This is a genomic window from Paracoccus sp. KR1-242, assembly GCF_049446195.1.
In the GTDB taxonomy this organism is placed as follows: Bacteria; Pseudomonadota; Alphaproteobacteria; order Rhodobacterales; family Rhodobacteraceae; genus Paracoccus; species Paracoccus broussonetiae.
This window is the reverse complement of the sequence record NZ_JBMSED010000003.1, coordinates 233,939-251,410: the sequence shown is the minus strand read 5'-3', so window position 1 is coordinate 251,410 and position 17,472 is coordinate 233,939. Positions and strand designations below refer to the sequence as shown.

At 65.0% G+C, this 17,472-nt stretch carries 18 protein-coding genes; 3 read left to right on the top strand and 15 right to left on the bottom strand.

Translation table 11 applies throughout. From position 1 onward, the window contains the following. Nucleotides 1–230 precede the first annotated feature (230 nt). The 3 genes from ACO2Q4_RS06755 to ACO2Q4_RS06745 are packed head-to-tail and all read left to right on the top strand — an operon-like array spanning nucleotide 231 to nucleotide 3,505. Nucleotides 231–1,400 (top strand): sialidase family protein, encoded by a 1,170-nt coding sequence (locus ACO2Q4_RS06755; RefSeq protein WP_423318228.1) that lies wholly within the window; start codon nucleotides 231–233, stop codon nucleotides 1,398–1,400. Between the two features lie 12 nt (nucleotides 1,401–1,412). Further along, nucleotides 1,413–2,363: a 4-hydroxythreonine-4-phosphate dehydrogenase PdxA gene (gene pdxA, locus ACO2Q4_RS06750; RefSeq protein WP_423318226.1), complete on the top strand. Its 951-nt coding sequence runs from the start codon at nucleotides 1,413–1,415 to the stop codon at nucleotides 2,361–2,363. 35 nt (nucleotides 2,364–2,398) lie between these two features. After that, nucleotides 2,399–3,505, top strand: a complete 1,107-nt coding sequence (locus ACO2Q4_RS06745; RefSeq protein ID WP_311757920.1) for an iron-containing alcohol dehydrogenase — start codon at nucleotides 2,399–2,401, stop codon at nucleotides 3,503–3,505. Nucleotides 3,506–3,554: 49 nt separating this feature from the next. Here the strand turns inward: ACO2Q4_RS06745 and ACO2Q4_RS06740 are convergent, their stop codons facing one another. The 15 genes from ACO2Q4_RS06740 to ACO2Q4_RS06670 all read right to left on the bottom strand — a co-directional run bounded on the left by ACO2Q4_RS06740 (nucleotide 3,555) and on the right by ACO2Q4_RS06670 (nucleotide 17,464). Next, nucleotides 3,555–4,277, bottom strand: a complete 723-nt coding sequence (locus ACO2Q4_RS06740; protein ID WP_423318224.1) for a FadR/GntR family transcriptional regulator — start codon at nucleotides 4,275–4,277, stop codon at nucleotides 3,555–3,557. Then, entirely contained in the window at nucleotides 4,274–5,293 is a 1,020-nt protein-coding gene (locus ACO2Q4_RS06735; RefSeq protein ID WP_395134744.1) for a four-carbon acid sugar kinase family protein, read from the bottom strand. Before ACO2Q4_RS06735 ends, ACO2Q4_RS06740 begins: the two co-directional genes overlap by 4 nt. A gap of 107 nt (nucleotides 5,294–5,400) precedes the next feature. Further along, nucleotides 5,401–6,126, bottom strand: a complete 726-nt coding sequence (locus tag ACO2Q4_RS06730) for a hypothetical protein (protein WP_423318222.1) — start codon at nucleotides 6,124–6,126, stop codon at nucleotides 5,401–5,403. Next, complete coding sequence (locus tag ACO2Q4_RS06725; RefSeq protein ID WP_423318220.1) at nucleotides 6,123–7,172, bottom strand: zinc-dependent alcohol dehydrogenase; 1,050 nt, start codon at nucleotides 7,170–7,172, stop codon at nucleotides 6,123–6,125. The genes ACO2Q4_RS06730 and ACO2Q4_RS06725 overlap by 4 nt, the downstream gene beginning before the upstream one ends. A gap of 3 nt (nucleotides 7,173–7,175) precedes the next feature. After that, on the bottom strand, nucleotides 7,176–7,973 hold the full coding sequence (locus tag ACO2Q4_RS06720) for an ABC transporter permease (RefSeq protein ID WP_423318218.1): 798 nt from the start codon (nucleotides 7,971–7,973) through the stop codon (nucleotides 7,176–7,178). Next, a complete protein-coding gene (locus ACO2Q4_RS06715) occupies nucleotides 7,966–8,733 on the bottom strand; it encodes an ABC transporter ATP-binding protein (RefSeq protein WP_311757914.1) in 768 nt (255 codons plus the stop codon). Before ACO2Q4_RS06715 ends, ACO2Q4_RS06720 begins: the two co-directional genes overlap by 8 nt. 44 nt (nucleotides 8,734–8,777) lie before the next feature. Further along, nucleotides 8,778–9,800, bottom strand: coding sequence for an ABC transporter substrate-binding protein (locus tag ACO2Q4_RS06710; protein ID WP_423318216.1), 1,023 nt, complete (start codon nucleotides 9,798–9,800; stop codon nucleotides 8,778–8,780). Nucleotides 9,801–9,889: 89 nt separating this feature from the next. Beyond that, the gene (locus ACO2Q4_RS06705) at nucleotides 9,890–10,840 is read right to left on the bottom strand and encodes a LysR family transcriptional regulator (RefSeq protein ID WP_423318214.1); all 951 of its coding nucleotides are present in this window, start codon (nucleotides 10,838–10,840) and stop codon (nucleotides 9,890–9,892) included. 169 nt (nucleotides 10,841–11,009) lie between these two features. Further along, complete coding sequence (locus ACO2Q4_RS06700) at nucleotides 11,010–12,224, bottom strand: NAD(P)/FAD-dependent oxidoreductase (protein WP_423318212.1); 1,215 nt, start codon at nucleotides 12,222–12,224, stop codon at nucleotides 11,010–11,012. 10 nt (nucleotides 12,225–12,234) lie between these two features. Then, nucleotides 12,235–12,555 carry a 2Fe-2S iron-sulfur cluster-binding protein gene (locus ACO2Q4_RS06695; RefSeq protein ID WP_311757910.1) on the bottom strand — a complete coding sequence of 107 codons (321 nt, stop codon included), beginning with the start codon at nucleotides 12,553–12,555 and terminating at the stop codon, nucleotides 12,235–12,237. A 27-nt stretch (nucleotides 12,556–12,582) separates the two neighbouring features. Then, nucleotides 12,583–13,767 carry a cytochrome P450 gene (locus tag ACO2Q4_RS06690; RefSeq protein WP_423318210.1) on the bottom strand — a complete coding sequence of 395 codons (1,185 nt, stop codon included), beginning with the start codon at nucleotides 13,765–13,767 and terminating at the stop codon, nucleotides 12,583–12,585. Nucleotides 13,768–13,778: 11 nt separating this feature from the next. Next, nucleotides 13,779–14,969: a cytochrome P450 gene (locus ACO2Q4_RS06685; protein ID WP_423318209.1), complete on the bottom strand. Its 1,191-nt coding sequence runs from the start codon at nucleotides 14,967–14,969 to the stop codon at nucleotides 13,779–13,781. Next, nucleotides 14,966–15,685, bottom strand: a complete 720-nt coding sequence (locus ACO2Q4_RS06680) for an ABC transporter ATP-binding protein (protein WP_423318208.1) — start codon at nucleotides 15,683–15,685, stop codon at nucleotides 14,966–14,968. Before ACO2Q4_RS06680 ends, ACO2Q4_RS06685 begins: the two co-directional genes overlap by 4 nt. Then, nucleotides 15,678–16,430 (bottom strand): ABC transporter ATP-binding protein, encoded by a 753-nt coding sequence (locus ACO2Q4_RS06675; protein ID WP_311757906.1) that lies wholly within the window; start codon nucleotides 16,428–16,430, stop codon nucleotides 15,678–15,680. The genes ACO2Q4_RS06680 and ACO2Q4_RS06675 overlap by 8 nt, the downstream gene beginning before the upstream one ends. Then, nucleotides 16,427–17,464: a branched-chain amino acid ABC transporter permease gene (locus ACO2Q4_RS06670; RefSeq protein ID WP_311757905.1), complete on the bottom strand. Its 1,038-nt coding sequence runs from the start codon at nucleotides 17,462–17,464 to the stop codon at nucleotides 16,427–16,429. The genes ACO2Q4_RS06675 and ACO2Q4_RS06670 overlap by 4 nt, the downstream gene beginning before the upstream one ends. Nucleotides 17,465–17,472: the final 8 nt, after the last annotated feature.

Sequence of the window (17,472 nt, the reverse complement as noted above, 5' to 3'; positions counted from 1 at the left end):
TCCCTGCCCGATCGCTTCCACAGAATGCTTTCAGTGCATCAAGTTGTCAATATTATCCTGCGCACGAAAGGTCATCGTATCGTTTACTATATATATTATATTGATTTCTCGTTCTTTTTTGTAACTCATGTCTATAATATGCTCTCAAAAGCGAAATCAGCAACTTGACAACTGAAGCATCAGCGGCGATTGTTCGGCCTGTCCCAATATGCTGTGGAAGGAGGGATTCGATGACGCCAGAACAGATCTCCGCACGCATGGATGGCCAGCTGGCGCAGGTTTCATCGGACCGGGCCGAAGCGTTCCTGCCCTCACCCATGATCCAGAACCATGCGGCTTTCCTGCATCTTTTCGATGATGGTGCGCTGGCCTGCGCCTGGTTTGGCGGCACGCTTGAAGGGAAATCGGACATCGCGATCCATGCATCGATCCTGCTGCCGGGAGCCGAGGCCTGGGGGCCGGCCCACGCACTTAGCCACGATCCGCAGCATTCCGAACAGAACCCCGTGATCTTTGCCGCGCCGGACGGGCGGCTGTGGCTGTTCCATACTTCGCAACCAGCCGGCAATCAGGACCAGTGCCGCATCCGCATGGTGCCACTGTCCCGCGATGGCGACCGGCTTTCGACCGCGCAGGGCCGTTTCCTGGACGACCTGCCGCGAGGCTGCTTCGTGCGGGGACAGGTTACGCTGCGCGCGGACGGAGCCTGGCTGCTGCCGATCTTCCGCTGCGTGCCGCGTCCCGGTCAGAAATGGAACGGCAGCCATGACGTGGCTGCGCTTGGCGTGTCCGAAGATGGGGGCAAGTCTTGGCGGCTGGACGAGGTTCCCGGCTCGATCGGCGCGGTTCACATGAGCCCGGTTCCCAAAGCCAATGGTGTGATCCCGGCCTTTTATCGCCGCAGGCAGGCCGACGCGGTGCATCGCAGCCAGTCGGAGGACGGTGGTCGCACCTGGACCGCGCCCGAGGCGACGGACCTGCCCAACAACAACTCCTCCATCGCCGCGATCCGCATTGCGGATGGCCGCGTCGCGGTGATCTGCAACCTGTCATCGGCGGCAACCTCGGCAGATCGGCGCGCCTCGCTTTACGACGAACTGGGAGATGAGGACGACCGTCCCGACGCCGACCCGACCGGTGGTTGCCAGCCGGTCTGGGGCGTGCCGCGCGCGCCCGTCGCCGTGTGCCTGTCCGCAGACGGCGGCCGGACATTCCCTGACCGCATCGTGATCGAGGATGGGCTCGGCACCTGCACGTCGAACGACTCGACCGATGGCCGCAACCGGGAGCTGTCATATCCCTGGCTGCTGGAAGGTCCGGATGGCAGCCTGCATATTGCCTATACCTATCACCGCCGCGCCATCAAATACGTCCGGCTCGCGCCGGGATGGGCCAGCTGAGGAGAGTATTTCATGAGCGACATCATCGGCATCACCATGGGCGACCCGGCTGGCGTCGGGCCGGAAATCAGCGTCAAGGCTCTTGGCGAGATGTCGGCCGCGGATCGCGCACGCACGCTGATCTATGGCAACCGCGCCACGCTTGAGGCGGCAAAGGCCGCGGTCGGCGCGGATGTGGACCTTGAAGGTCGCGTGGTGGATCTGCCCATCGAAGGCGCCCCCCTGCCCTGGGGCCAGCTGTCCCCGGTCGCGGGCGATGCCGCCTATCGGTTCATCGAAAAGGCGGTCCGTGATGCGCAGGCGGGCCGGATCGGCTGCATCGTCACCGCGCCGATCAACAAGGAAGCGCTGAACGCCGCCGGGCACCATTACGACGGCCATACCGGCCTGCTGCGCAGCCTGACCGGGGCCGAGGCCGCCTATATGGTTCTTGCCTCGGACCGGCTGAAGGTCATCCACGTCACCACACATGTTTCGTTGAAGGACGCCATCGGGCGCGCGAGCAAGGACCGCATCCTGGCGACGATCCGCGCGGGTCATGCGCATCTGAGACGCATCGGCTATGACAATCCGCGCATCGCCGTGGCCGGGATCAACCCCCACTGCGGCGAGAACGGTCTGTTCGGGACCGAGGACGATCTTGAGATCGGCCCCGCCGTCGCGGCAGCCCGCGCCGAAGGCATGGACGTTCAGGGCCCGATTTCCGCAGACACCGTCTTTCACCGCGCCTATTCGGGGGCCTTCGATCTGGTCGTCGCGCAATATCACGATCAGGGCCATATTCCGGTTAAGCTTGTCGCCTTCGACACGGCGGTCAACGTCTCGGTCGAATTGCCCATCGACCGCACTTCGGTCGATCATGGCACCGCCTTCGACATCGCCGGCAAGGGCATCGCCGATCATGGCAACATGAATTCGGCCATCGCCTATGCCCGCAAGCTGCTCGCCGGAAAGCGGACCTGAGCAGCATTTTTCAGATCTAAACGGGGGAGGCCCGCATGTCCTTAGCTCGCAACATCACGCTGCATCTGCCGAAACGGCTTGAGATCGGCGCGGGTGCCGTCCGCAAGGTCGGCGAATGGGCGGCCGACGCGCGGCGCGTGTTCGTGCTGACGACACCGCATACCACGGAATTCGTCGCAAGACTGGGACTGGCGGGCGAGGTCCAGGTCTTCGATGCCATTCCCGGCGAACCCGATATTGCCTGCTTCGACGCCGCGCTGTCCGCCGCCCGGTTGGCGCGCCCCGATCTGGTCGTGGGCCTGGGTGGCGGATCGGTCATGGACCTTGCCAAGCTGGTCGCCGCGATGTGGGACGGCACGCAATCGCTGGCCGATGTCGCGGGACCGAACAAGGTGTCGGGCCGGAACACCCGGCTCATGCAGATCGCGACCACTGCCGGAACCGGATCCGAGGCCGGCATTCGCGCACTGATCACCGATCCCGGCAAAGGCAACAAGATCGCCGTCGAAAGCCCGCATCTGCTGGCCGATCTGGCGGTTCTGGACCCCGAACTGACCTTCAGCGTCCCCCCTGCCGTGACTGCGGCGACGGGGATCGACGCGATGGCCCATTGCGTCGAGGCTTTCACGAACAAGAACGCCCATCCGGTGATCGACGGATTTGCCCGCATGGGGATCGACCTTGTCGGCAGGTATCTTGCCCGCGCCGTCCGCGATGGCCAGGATACCGAGGCCCGCGAAGGAATGATGCTCGCGTCTTTCTATGGCGGGATCTGCCTTGGGCCGGTGAATACCGCAGCGGGGCATGCTCTGGCCTATCCCTTGGGAACGCTTCTGCACCTGCCGCACGGGCTGGCCAATGCGATCATCTTTCCGCATGTCCTCGCCTTCAACGAAAGCGCGGTTCCGGAAAAGACCGCCGAGGTCGTCGCGGCGCTTGGGCTGTCGGGCAACCTGCTGCCCGCCGCGCACCGTTTCTGCGAAAACCTGGGTGTCGAGATGCGGCTCTCCGCACATGGTGCGGCCGAGGATCAGCTTGACCGTTTCGCCGCAGATGCCCATGCCATCCGCCGCCTGATGGACAACAACCCGCGCGACATGAGCGTCGCCGAAGTGCGTGCCATCTTCCAGGCGGCTTACTGAAATCGTGCAATAGCTGGCAGAGCCAATGGCTTGCCGGCTATTTCTTATCTTATTTCTCAGCTTGTGGGGCCGGCTTCTTGCGCTCGAACAGGCGGTCGCGAGAGCCGCTCAGGTGGTCGTGCATCAGGCGTTGCGCCTGTTCGGCCTTGCCGTCGCGGATCGCCTCATAGATGCGGTTATGCTCGTCAAAGACCCGGACCAGCCCGCTTGACTCGCGCTTCACCGAAGCGCCGTGCGAACGCATCCCGACGGCGATGTGATCCTTCAGCGCCTCCATCGCGGTCGAGAAATAGGTGTTCTCGCTGGCGACGGCGATTGCAAGGTGGAACTGGAAATCCGCGTCCTCGCGATGCGACTGGCGGTTGGTCGCATCGCGCATCAGTTCAAGCGCCGCGGCAATGGACGAAAGCGTCTGCGGATCGTGGCGCTCCGCCGCACAACCCGCGGCGGCGGGCTCAAGCGTCAGGCGGAATTCATAGCAATTGAGCAGGTCGGCCACATTCTCCAGCGGCCCGAAGCCCAAGGGTTGCTTCAACCCGACCGAGCGCACAAAGCTGCCCGCGCCGCGCCGGGAATAGATCAGGCCCTGTTCGCGCAGCCGGCGCAGCGCCTCGCGCACGATCGGGCGAGAGACCTCGAATTCAGCCGCAAGGTCATGTTCGGTCGGCAGCCGTTCGTCAGGCGCGAAGGCCCCGGACTTGATCGACCTCAGCACCCGGTCGAAGACGACATCGGACAGGCTTTTCCGTGCCCCGCCCTTTTCCAGGCTCATGCTTCTCCTCCGATCATGGCTGCGACCCGTACAAGGCTGTCGCCGCTTCCGAAGCCGCCCGATTTGGTGACAATTGTCAAACCGTCCAGATCGGCGACGACCAGTCCGGGCAGGCATTCGCCTTGCAGGTCAAGCACCCCCGCGCCGCGCTGGCGCAAGAAGGCTTCGGCCGTGGCGCCCCCCGTCAGCAGCGCGGTGCCGAAGCCCGCGACCAGCAACGGCGCGGCGGCGGCGGCCAGCCGGGCCGCGACCAGATCGCCTGCGACAGGCCTGCTTGCGGGCAGTGCCTGCACCACCAGAAGCCGCGCATCGGGAAGGGGGGACGCGACATCGCCGTTCGGCGCGCCCAAATATGACAGGCCGGGCACCGCACGCAGGGCGCTGACCTGCTCCAGCGTGATCGGATCGCGCGAGCCAATCACGAACAGCCCCCGGGGTCCCGGCAGCGCATCCAGCATCTGCATTTCGCGCCCAGTCATCCGCGCGGCCAGCGCATCGGCCAGCCCGCGCGCCCCGATCATCAGGTCGCAATCCGAGGATGCAAGTGCCGCCCGCATCTCGTCCACAGATGACACATCCGGGATCTCCGCGCGCGCGGCATGGATGCCCAGGCGGGCGGCAACCGGGATGGGATCATCGACGCCGAACCCCTGCACCGCGCCAGCCTGAACCACGCGACCGAATTCGGGGATCGCGGGGGCGACCAGTGCGCGCTGAAAGTCCAGCACCGAAAGCTCGGCTTCGATATTGCCCTTCAGCCGGGAATCGACCTTCTTGAACAGGGGTACGGGCGGTAGCGCGCGCATGGTGCGGGCCATCGCATCACGCGCGGCCTCGGCCGGGATGTCGCGGCTTGTGGTGGTGATCGCCACCACCTGCGGATCGCGTGCCAGCGCCGCAGGAACATGGTCGGGCCCAAGCGCAACCGCGACGCGCAGCCCACGCCCGGAAAAGGGGGCGGCTGCGTCCAGGGCACCTGTCAGATCATCGGCAACAATGGCAAGGACTGGGGGCATGTTCAGGAAGTTGTAAAGTTATTCACCCTATAATCAATGCCGCAATTCGCAATGCATGACAACTCCCTTACGACCTCGGACCCCCGGTCATCGTCCCCGCTGTCAAATCAGGCGGGATCGTGACAATCCCGGGCAATTTCACGACGCAAGGGACTTCCTGCCAGTTCGCTGTCCTGCACCGTGAACAGAAACCCCGAGCTTTCGTTCTTCAGCACCTGTGCATGCGCGAACAGGTTCGGCAGGGCAGCGGCCACCCGTCTCAACGCGGCATCGGTGTCTGTGGGCAGCAACCCTTCGACCATCACGACATAAGTGTCGGTCCGGTCATCCCCGGCTGCGGGCGTGCCGAAGACGGCATAGGCCGGGATCACCGGCGCGATACCAAGGTGATAGGTGGTGACGGCATGGTCCCGCAGCAGCCCATCCAGCAACTCCTGCAGGCCGGCGACGGCGGATTCCGCGCCCCGCTCGGCTGTCAGGACCAGTGTCCCGATTGCCCCCGCGCAGCCTTGGCCGCGCGAAGCGAGCGTCAGGCACGGAATACGTTGGAAATTCCGAAAGGCCAGACGCATCCGCTGCGACCATGGCGTCGGGTTGGCCTGCAGATCCAGATATGGCGGCGTTTCCAGCACGGAAAGCGAGTCGATGTCGTAAAGCGTGAAATACCGGCTTTCGGCCCGATTATAGTCGGCATAGCGGCGACCGGCGATGAAGCCGGGCACGCAAACCCGTTCGGGAACATGCTCGAACGTGTGCCACGCCTCGTATTCCTGGACCTGGGCAGGGTCGTGATCGTTCCAGATGCACAGAAACGCGGCCCCTTGCAGGCTCATGACCGGACCTCTTCCTGCAAGATGATGACTTTCGAATCCCGCTTGGCGGCGGCAAGACGAAACCCCTCGTCGGCCCGCGAGATGGGCAGGCGCGCGGTGATCATCTTGCCGACGCGCGCGGCATTCTTCGACAGATAGTCGACAACCTGCGGCCAGGCCTCAACCGGGGCGCGATAGGTACCGCGGATCTGCTTGTGATCGCGAACCAGGGCGGTCAGGTCGATGGTCGCGGGGGCAGCGTGGATCCCCGCGATCACCAGCACCCCGCGCTTGCGCAGCAGCGACAGCGCCTCGGGCACGATCGAGGGGACGCCCGCCGCCTCGATCACCACGTCGAAAAGCCCTGCCCCGGTCCAGGGCGCGACGGCTTCGGTCAGGCTGCGGCCAAGGCTGTCGGCGGTATTTGGAAAACCAAGTTCCCGAACCGTTGCCAGACGCGCGGCGTCATCGTGGCCGACAACCACGATCTCGGCCGCACCCGCGACTTCGGCAAAAAGGGCAATCCCTTGCCCGATGGTGCCGGGCCCGATGACCAGGACACGGTCGCCGGGACGGATGCCGGCGGTTTCGACCGCCTCATGGCACACCGTCATCGGCTCGGTCAGGGCGGCAATCTCGGCCGGCATGGCAAAGGGAACGACCACGCAGTTTTCCCACGGCACCAAGACTTGTGCGGCAAAAGCACCGTTGCGGCCGATGCCCACGCCCTTGCGGCCCGTGCAATGATCGAAGTCCCCGGCGTGACAGGCCGCGCAGTCGTGACACAGAACCGAGGGACGGACCGTCACCCGCTGCCCTGCCGCCTCGACCGGAACATCAGGCCCGGCCTGCAGGACACGGCCGCAAAACTCATGCCCCAGCGTCACGGGCATCGCGCTTTTCATCGAGGCATAGCCGCTGGTCCATGCCGCGATATGCAGGTCGGTGCCGCAGATCCCCGTCGCTTCGACGGCGATCAGGACCTCGCCCGGTCCGGGGGCTGCGGGCGCCGCTACGTCATGCAGCGCGATGCCCGGCTCGGGGCGCAGCTTTTGCAAGGCAAGCATTCCTCAGCCCCTCCAGTTCAGGAAGCGTTTCTCGACAAGGCCGATGACCGTGCTGAGGATCAGGCCCAGCACCGACAGCACCGTCACGCCCGCGAACAGGCGGTTCAGGTCGTAAAGCGAACCTGCTTCAAGGATATAGGCACCGATGCCATATTGCGCGCCCAGCATCTCGGCGGCGACCAGCAGGATGATCCCGATGGCCAGCGACACGCGCAGGCCCGACAGGATGGCCGGGAACGCGCCGGGCAGGACGATCTTGCGCACGATGGCCCACCAGGACAGGCCAAAGCTTTGGCCCATGCGGATCAGCGATCGGTCGACATTGTCGACCGCGCCGAAGGTGGCGACCACCGTCGGGGTGAAGACGCCAAAGGCGATCAGCGCGTATTTCGAGCTTTCGTCGATACCGAACCAGATGACGAACAGAGGCAGCAGCGCGATCTTGGGGATCGGGAACAGCGCCGATACCAGCGGCAGAAGCCCGGCGCGAACCAGCGTGAAAAGCCCGATCAGCGTACCAAGCGTGACCCCCGCCAGCGTGCCGATCAGCCCGCCCACGAACAGCCGCTGCAACGAGGGCAGAAGATGTTTCCACAGAAGCCCGCTGCTGATCAGCCCGCCCAGCGTCTTTGCGACATCGGACGGCCTCGGCATGGTCAGGCCCGAGATGATGCCGGTCCGCGTCCCGACCTCCAGCACCGCGATCAGAACGACGAAGACGATGGGGGCGACGACACGCATCGGGCGCGGATTGAAGCCGCCGCCGCGAAACGGCACGGCACGGGTGACGGGATCAGCCATCGACAAGCTCCTGGTCTGCAGCTTTCGCCTCTTCGCGCATCAGTTCCCACAACTCGGTCTGCTTGGCCTCAAGCCGGGGATCGCCAAGGTGACGTTCGTTCAGCGGCACGTCGATCTGAACCTCCTTGTGGATGCGGCCGGGACGGCGGGACAAAACGACGATGCGATGGCCCAGCCGCACGGCTTCGTTCAGGTTGTGGGTCACATAGACGGCGGTGAACGGCTGCCGCGTCCACAGATCGACCAGATCGTCCATCAGCAACTCACGGGTCTGGCTGTCCAGCGCCGAAAGCGGCTCGTCCATCAGCAGCACATCGGGACGGACGGCCAGCGCGCGGGCGATGGCGACGCGCTGCTTCATGCCGCCGGAAAGCTGTTTGGGCAGTGCCTTGGCGAAATCGGTCAGCCGGGTGCGGGCCAACACATCGCGGATGATCGCGTCGGTTTCGGCACGGCCCAGGCGGTGATCCTCAAGCACCAGGCGGATATTGCCCTCGACCGTCCGCCAAGGCAGCAGGGCGAAGTGCTGGAAGACATAGGTCAGGGGATTCAGCGAACCTTTCGACGGCTCGCCAATCTGAAGCACCTGCCCCTTGGACGGGCGTTCGAGCCCGCCGATAAAGCGCAGGAGCGTGGATTTGCCGCAGCCTGACGGCCCGACAAGGCAGACGATCTGGCCCTGCCTGATGGTCAGGGAAATGTTTCTGAGAACTTCGACAGGGCCATAGAAATGGCTGATGTCGTCAAGCTTGAGGTCCATGATCGGTTCCGCCTTGCGAGCTGCCCCAAAGGGGCGTCAGCTGGTTATCGGGTCGTGACGTAGCTGGGATCGACCAGCATCTCGACCGTGACGTCGTTCGACACGAGGTCGTTCTTCTGCAGGAATTCCAGCTGCTTGGCGACTGAAGTCACCGACAGCGCCAACCCGTCGTTCACACGCATCGAATCCTCGGTCAGCGAGGGGGCGAAGATTTCCACCGGCGTGTCCGTACCGACATACTTGTGGACCATGTCGACCAGCGCATCGACCTCGGGCTTGTCCATCGTCTTGTCGACAAAGGCCGCGTTGTAATCCTTGACGCCACGCGACAGGGCACGCAGGAACGCCTCGGTCTGATCACGCTGGTCCGTGGCGATCTGGGTCGAGGTGAAGACCGCAGTGACCTGATAGTCGGGGTCATAGTCGCGGTAATCCCCGATCTTGACGGCGCCACCATCGGCCAGCAGCTTGTTGGCGATGCTGGGCTGGATCACCCAGGCGTCGACCTGGCCGGTGCTGATCGCACCCACGATCGCGCCGATCTTCTGCAGCGGCTTCAATTGAACGCCATCCAGCGGGAAACCGTCCTTTTCGGCGATTTCGGCCAGCATGTAATGGAAGGACGATCCCGCCGTGGTCGCGCCAAAGCTGTGCCCGGCAATCTTGGCCGGCTCGGTCAGGCCGGCGTCATAGGCCTTTTTCGAGGCCAGGATGACCGCACCGGGGATCTTCGGATCTTCGGACAGCGACCCGGCGATAACCTTGACGACGCCACGTTCGGCCAGGTTGAACAGACTGCCGGTGATCGAGGTCGTGCCATAGTTGACATCGCCACCTGCGACCGCGACCGAAAGCGCGTTTGCGGCCTCGAAGAACTTCAGGTCGACATCCAGTCCCTCGTCCTTGAAATAGCCCTTTTCAAAGGCGATGAAGGTCGGGGCCTGGCTGGCCAGCCGCAGCGCGCCCACGTTGATCTCCGTATCCGCGACGGCGGTACCGGCCGATGCCGCAAAGGCAAGGGCAACAAGGGGCGAAAGCGCCGCAGCGCGAAGTCTGTGAAATCTCATCGGATCTCCTCCCAGGATCTAGGGGCCAAGAATGGGTTTCGTGACATATGCACGCAATGGATAATTCTTACGTTCATCATGCCTTGAGGTTATGGATTGGGGGCCAGCAGGCCGCGCAGCTCATCCGCCAGACGGTCGAGATTGCGCGACGCGGGCCGGCCGCGGTTCCATTGCAGGAACACCTCGAAACGCGGCGGTGCCTGCAGCGGCACGGCCACGAGATCCGGGCCGATCTGGCCCCGGATCGAGAAACTGTCGATCAACGCGATGCCCATGCCCTGACTGGCCAGGGCAATCGCGGTATCGCTGAAACGCACGACCATGCGGGGATTGTCGATCTGGACCACGCCGTCAAGAAAGGCCCGGATGGCGCGCTGATGGGGGCCGTCGGACTGGAAGCAGATGATTTCGTGGCCAACCAGATCCTTGGCCGCAAGGATCGGCCGCTGCGCCAGCGGATGGTGCTGGTTCAGCAGGGCGACCAATACGCCCTCGCCCAATTTCATGCTGGCAAGGGCCGGATGCTTGTCGGGCGCGATGGTGACAAGGCAGTCCCCCGTCCCGGTCAGCAGGTATTGCGCCATCTGGTCGATCGACAGCACGTCAAGGAACAGGTCCAGGCCGGGATGCAGGCGTGAAAGGTTATGGATGGCCTGGGGGACCACCGCGCGCGCGACACTGGCGGTCGCGCCCAGGCGAAAGACCCCGTCGCTGCTGCTGGCAATCCGGGCGATGCGCCGACCAAGCCCGGTCAGCTGGCCCATGATGCCATCGACCTCCTCGAAGATCTGCATCGCCTCTTTCGTGGGAACCAGCCGCTTGCCGTCCTTGGTGAACAGGCGCAGGCGCAGAACATCCTCGATCCGCTTGACGGTGCGGCTGATCGAGGGCTGAGAGACGTTCAGCAGCTTCGCCGCCGCCGTGATCGAACGGGTCGACAGCACGGTATGAAGCGTCTCGATCTGCCGCAGGCTCAACGCCGGCTGATCTGACCTTCCGGCGCCACGCCGGGAAGGTTCGGATTTCTGCTCGGTCTTCATGTCGTTCAGCCTTGGTCGTTCCAGTTCGCTTGCCCCAAGGGGCCAAGTGAAGCGCATCGGCCAGAGGTGGCCGGGGCGCGGCCCTTCATGCACCCTGCCCCGGCCCGGCGGCAAGTCCATAACCGTCGCCTAAGGGCAGGAATTCGCCCGTCCGGCCGTGATCGACGGATTACGCTGCGACGCAGGCCTTGGCCGCTGCCCTCAGGTCGAAGTCATGGGCCTGAAGATCGGCAAGCGGCATTCCGATCAGCTTGCGCGCCGCCATGTGAACGCCCGGCGCGTTGACCGTCTCGACCGCCTGCAACCGCCCCCGCCCGAACAGCAGGACAGCGGGGCCGCCGGGCTCTGCCCGTGTGATCGCGTGATCGGCCCCGTGACCCAAGCCCGCGATCTGCAGCTTGAACTTGCCCTGATCGGACCAGAACCACGGCACCGCAGCATAGGGCGTGGAGTCGCCCCCAACCAATCTGCGCGCGATGTGGCGGGCGTGATCGACGGCTGCCTGAACGGATTCCAGACGCACAGGCGCGCCCAGAGGCCCCGGAAAGACCGCTACGTCGCCAAGCGCCGAAATCGCGGGGTCCGAGGTCGCAAGCCCGTCATCCACGACGATGCCATTGTCGCAGGTCAGCCCGGCTTCGGCCGCAAGCTCGACATTGGGGCGCACCCCGGTCGCAATCAGAACCAGATCGCCCGCGATCTGCTGCCCGTCCGCCAGCGCCACGCCAGCAGCGCGCCCCTGCGCATCGGCCAGAACCCCCGCCGCCATCGCACCCAGCAGCACATGGGTGCCCATCTGGTGATGCAGGTCCAGGAAATGCCCCGACATCTGCGGCGAAAGGGCACGGGCCATCAGGCGGGGCGCGGCTTCGACGACCGTGACCTCGACATCCGCGGCCCGCGCCATCGCGGCGAATTCAAGACCGATGAAGCCGCCCCCAACCACCACGGCATGTCGGGTGGTCGCAAGACGCTGGCGGATCGCCTCGGCATCGGCAAGGGTGCGCAGTTCGGCCGTGCCCGGCGCGTCGATACCCGGCACGGGGGGTCGGAAATTCCGCGCGCCCGTCGCCAGCACCAGATGATCATAGGAATGCCGCGTCCCGCCCTGCGTCACCACCTGTCGCGCCGGGCGGTCGATGCGGACCACGCGGGTCGCGTCGTGCAACGCGATCCCGGACCGTTCATAGAAACTGGAGGGTTTCAGGGTCAGGGCCGCAGCATCACCGTTTGCCATATAGGCCTTGGACAACGGCGGCCGCTGATAAGGCAGGCCCGGCTCGTCCCCGATCATCAGGATCTCGCCCGAAAAGCCCTCCTGGCGCAGGCTGGCCGCCACCTGCTGCCCGCCCTGCCCCGTGCCGATGATGACGATGCGCTGCATCCGCGCCTCCTTACAACTGGGCTTCCGGCAGGTGGATGGTCAGGCCGTCCAACTCGGGCCGCATCTTGATCTGGCAGGACAGCCGGCTGGTCAGTCTGACTTCCGAGGCGGCGCAATCCAGCAGGTCGCTTTCGCCATCCTCCTGTGGGCCGACCGCATCGGCCCAGGCGTCGTCGACATAGCAATGGCAGGTCGCGCACATCATCGAGCCGCCGCATTCGCCGATGATCCCGTCCACGTCGTTCTGGACGGCGGCACGCATGATGCTTTCGCCCGCAGCGACCTCGACGCGGGTTTCGGTGCCGTCGGCGGCGATGAAGGTGATGTTCATGTCAGTCTCTCCTTGCGAATTGCTGGGTCAGCCCAGACGAACGGGCAGATTGATCGGCCCGCGGAAACCGAAACCGCGCCACAGCACGGCTTCGGGGTCGGGCAGGGTCATGTTCGGAAAGCGCTCGAACAGCGCCTCCAGCATGACCGCGCCAACGGTGCGGCGGGCGATATGGGCACCGCCGCAGTGATGAGGACCAGAGCCGAAGGCCTGATGCGGGTTCTTGGCGCGGAAGACGTCGAAGCGCTCGGGGTGGTCGAACAGCTCTTCGTCGTGATTGGCCGAAGCTTGGATCGTCATTACAGTGTCGCCCTTGGGAATGTGGAAGCCGCGGATCTCGACATCCTCCATCACCAGCCGGGACGAGGCCTGGATCGGCGCGACCCAGCGGACGCCCTCTTCGAAGGCGGGGCCCCATTTGGCGGTGCGGCGCACCTCCTCAAGCTGCTCCGGCTCGGTCAGGAAGCCGAAGACGATGGTCGACAGCGCATCACGCGGTTCATTGATACCCCCACCGATCGCGATCTTGATATTGGCGATCATCTGGCTTTCGGGGATCGGATTTTCAGCGTTGACCATGACCGACAGCGCCGAGCGGTCGGGCTCCGCCCGCACCCGCGCGATGGCCTTGGCCAGCATCAGGTCCATTTCCGCATTGGCCCGGTCCGAGACCTCGAACGGCCCCGGCAGCCAGCCGAAATTCCCGGCCCCGTCGATCAGGGCCTGCGACCAGAAGATCATCTGCTCGTCCGTCGCCTCGGGGATGCCAAGTATATGGGCAAGAATGCGCGCGGCGATCGGCGCGGACAGGTCGCGATGCAGGTCCACGACCTCGCCCCTGGGCAGGCGGTCCAGGTATTCATCAGCGAATTGGCGATAAAGCGGGGTCCAGACCTCCTGGATGGTCTTTGGCATCAGCGCCGGGGCCATCGACATGCGCTCGGCCAGGTGCTCCTTGCCGTCCTTGCGCATCAGCGTATGGGCCAGGAACGCGCGCTTCATCGGCGTGTTCGGATCGTCCGAGGAAAAGATCTCGGGCGTGTCCTTGACCCATTTGCAGTCCGACGCCTTGGTCAGGAAGGTGCGTCCCACCGATTTCACGCGCATCACCGGCGCTTCGGCCCGCAGCCGGCGATAGATCGGATAGGGGGCGACCGTCAGCTGGTCGATGGTGATCGCCTCGTCCAGCGGCGCAAGCTGATGATCCAGCATCGTGGAGCTCCTTACGAGATGCGCAGCGGCAGGGCCTTCAGCCCGCGCAGCGTGTTGTTATAGGCGCGGACCGGCTGGCCCGTGATCTCGATCGAGGCGGCATGGCGGGCCAGCGCCTCAAGCAGCACCTCGCCCTCAAGCCGGGCGACAAGCTGGCCCACGCACATGTGGATGCCCGAGCCGAAGCCGACATGCCCGCTGGTCTTGCGCGTGACGTCATAGGCATCGGGCCGGTCCCAGCGCCGCGGGTCGCGATTGGCCGAGGCCAGGAACATCAGCACCTTCGCACCTTCGGGGATGGTGGTGCCTGAAAGTTCAACCTCGCGCGTGGTGGTGCGGAAGAAGGTCTGGACCGGGCTTTCAAAGCGCACCGCCTCCTCAAACGCATTGCGGGCCAGCTTCGGATCGGCCCGCAGCGCCTGAAACTGGTCGGGAAAACGGGCAAGGCAGTAAAGCGCAGCGCCGATGCCATTCACCGTCGTGTCGATCCCCGCGGTCAGCAGCGACCGGACCAGCAGCGTCGCTTCGTCCGGGGTGATCTCACCGGTATCCGCGGCGGCATGGATCCGCGCCCCCAGACTGTCGGGCGCAAGGTTCTCGCGTCGGCACTGCTCCGTCACCCATGCAACATGGGGCATGGCGCGGTCCATCGCCTCGCGCCGCAGCGTGTTGTCCGGGCCGAAGGCGTTGAAGGCGAGACCGCCATAGGGCAGCAGGTGCTCGCGCCCGTCCTGACGCAGGCCGATGCGATCGGGAAAGACCGACAAGGGAAAGGCCTCGGCCAGATCGGCGATGCCGTCGATGTCGCGATTGATGACGCGGCGCACCAGCGCGTCCGCGGCCTCGGCAAAGCCGTCGCGCAGTTCGCGCATGGCGACGGGTGACAGGACACGCGCAAGCACCTTGCGCGCGCGGTCATGTTCGGGCGGATCGGTCTCCAGCACCAGGCTGGGCTGGCGCCAGGGCTTTTCGCGGCTGAAATCCTGCAAGCCCACGCCGCGCGAGGAACAGAAGGTAGCCCAGTCGTTCAGAACCTGATGCACCTCGGCATATCGGGCGACGCCATAGATGCCATAGCGTTCCAGCCAGACCACCGGCCCGGCCTCGCGCAGCCTTTCGTGTTCGGGAAAGGGATCGTCGAAAAAGGCGGTGCTGAACGGGTCCAGATCAGACTGCGGAAGGGTCAGGGTATCAAGGCTCATGCGGCGGCTCCTTTCGCGATCACGCCCAGATGCTGTTCCAGCGGTCCGGGGTCTGCCAGCAGATCGGCGCTTGGCGCCTGGTGGACGATTTCACCGCGATCCAGGATCACGGCGCGGTCGGTGACTTTCAGGATCTTTCGGGCGTGCTGTTCGACGATGATCGTCGCCATCGCCTCGTCGCGGATGATGCGGCGGATCGAGGTCAGCAACTGCTCGACAATGATCGGGGCCAGCCCCTCTGTCGGTTCATCCAGAAGCAGCAGGCGTGGGTTCAGCATCAATGCGCGGCCGACGGCCAGCATCTGCTGTTCGCCGCCCGACAGCTGGCCACCCATGTTGCCGCGCCGCTCCTGCAAACGGGGGAACATCTCATAGACGCGGGCCAGCGACCATTTGCCCGGCAGCGCGGTCGCGGTCAGATTTTCCTCGACCGTCAGCGAGCGGAAGATGTTGCGCTCCTGCGGGACCCAGCCGATGCCCGCGCGCGCCCGCGATTCGGGCGGTAGTGTGGTGATGTCGCGCCCCGCCAGCGACAACTGACCACCAAAGCGGCGCGTGACGCCGATGATGCTGTCCAGAAGCGTGGTCTTGCCGACGCCGTTCCGGCCCAGGACCGCCAGCGCCTCGCCCTCGGCCAGGGTCAGGCTGAGGCCGGGGATGACGACGGCGTCGCCATGGCCAGCGCGAAGGTCGCGGATGCTCAGAAGTTCAGGCATGTTCACTGCTCCCCAGATAGACGGCCTGCACGCGGGGATCGGCCATGATCTCGGCCACCGATCCGCTGGCGAAAAGCGCGCCGTTCACCAGCACGGTGATGCGTTCGGCAAAGGCAAAGACCAGATCCATGTCGTGTTCGATCAGCAGGATCGACACGTCGCGCGGTAATTCGGCCAAGGTCTCAAGCAGTTCTCCGCGCTCGGCCTCGGGGACACCCGCTGCGGGTTCGTCCAGCAGCAGCACCCTTGGCTTCGAGGCCAGCGCCAGCGCAATCTCCAGCAGGCGCTGCTTGCCATAGGGCAGAAGCCGCGTCGGATGGTCCATCACGTCGGTCAGGCGGAACCGTTCGATCAGACCGGTGATCTCGGCCATGATGTCGGCGCGGGTACCGATCCGGCGCCAGAAATCGGCCCCGGCCCCCCTGCGCTCGGACACGGCAAGGCCAAGAGATTCAACCGGAGTCATAGCTCCGAACAACTGGTTGATCTGGAAGGTCCGGCCCATGCCCAGACGGGCGCGCTGGATCTGGTTCTTGCCGGTGACATCCTGTCCGCCCAGCAGGATCTTGCCGCCATTGGCAGGCAGAACCCCGGTCAGAAGGTTGACGAAGGTGGTCTTGCCCGCGCCGTTGGGTCCGATCAGCGCATGGCGCGCGCCCTGCTCCAGCGTCAGCGAGACCTTGTCGGTCGCGACCAGCCCGCCGAAACGCTTCTCAAGTCCGATGGTTTCCAGTGCGGCGGTCATGCCCGACCCTCCCCACGGATGCGGCGCAGAAGGGCGCGGGGGGCGTTGTCGATCCGGTCGCGGCCGATCAGCACCACGATCAGCAGCACGAGTCCCATCCAGAACATCCAGTACTCGGGCGTGATCGCCGAAAACCAGTCCTGCAGCAGCTTGAAGACGATGGCGCCGACCAGCCCGCCGTAAAGATAGCCGACCCCGCCAAGGACCAGCACCAGCAGCACATCCGCCGAACGGTGAAAGGCAAGCACATCCAGTGATACGAACATGGTGGTCTGCGTCAAAAGCCCGCCCGCAAGCCCGGCGATCATCGCCGAAAAGGCATAGATCCCCAGAATGCGCGAGCCGACCGGAATGCCCATGCTGCGCGCGCGCAGCGCATTGTCCCGGATCGCCCGCAAGGACAACCCATAGGGGGAGCTGACCACCCGGCGCGCGACCAGGAAGGTGACGAAGGTCACGACCAGGCAATAGGCATAGGCGGTGGTGCCGAACAGGTCGAACTCGAACCGCCCGAAAAGGGGATCGATCATCACGCCTTGCAGACCGTCCGCGCCGCCGGTCAGCCAGGCCGCGCGGTTCGCTGCCTCAAGCAGCAGCATGGCGATGCCCAACGTGACCATCAGCCGCGTCAGGTCCGACGCCCGCAGCAGCAGAAGCGGTCCGGTCAGAAGCCCCAGCAGTCCCGCGGCCAGCCCGGCAATCGCAAGCCCGGTCAAAGGCTCGCCCGTCAGATGAACCGAGGTCAGCCCCGCGGCATAGGCCCCCAGCCCGAAAAAGGCGCCATGTCCCAGCGAAACGACGCCCGCATAGCCGATGATCAGGTCCAGAGACAGCGCGAAAAGACCAAGGATCACGATCTCGGACAGCAGCAGATGGCGGTCAGGCAGCAGGAAGAAGCTTGCCGCTGCCACTAGCCAGAACAGGATCTCGGCCGGTTTCCAGCGTACGCGTCGCATCAGGTCGCGGCTGGCCCGCCGCTCGGTCTCGGGCGGTGCCGCGCTGCCGGCAGGGATAAGGGTGGTGGTATAGGTCATCGGCATCT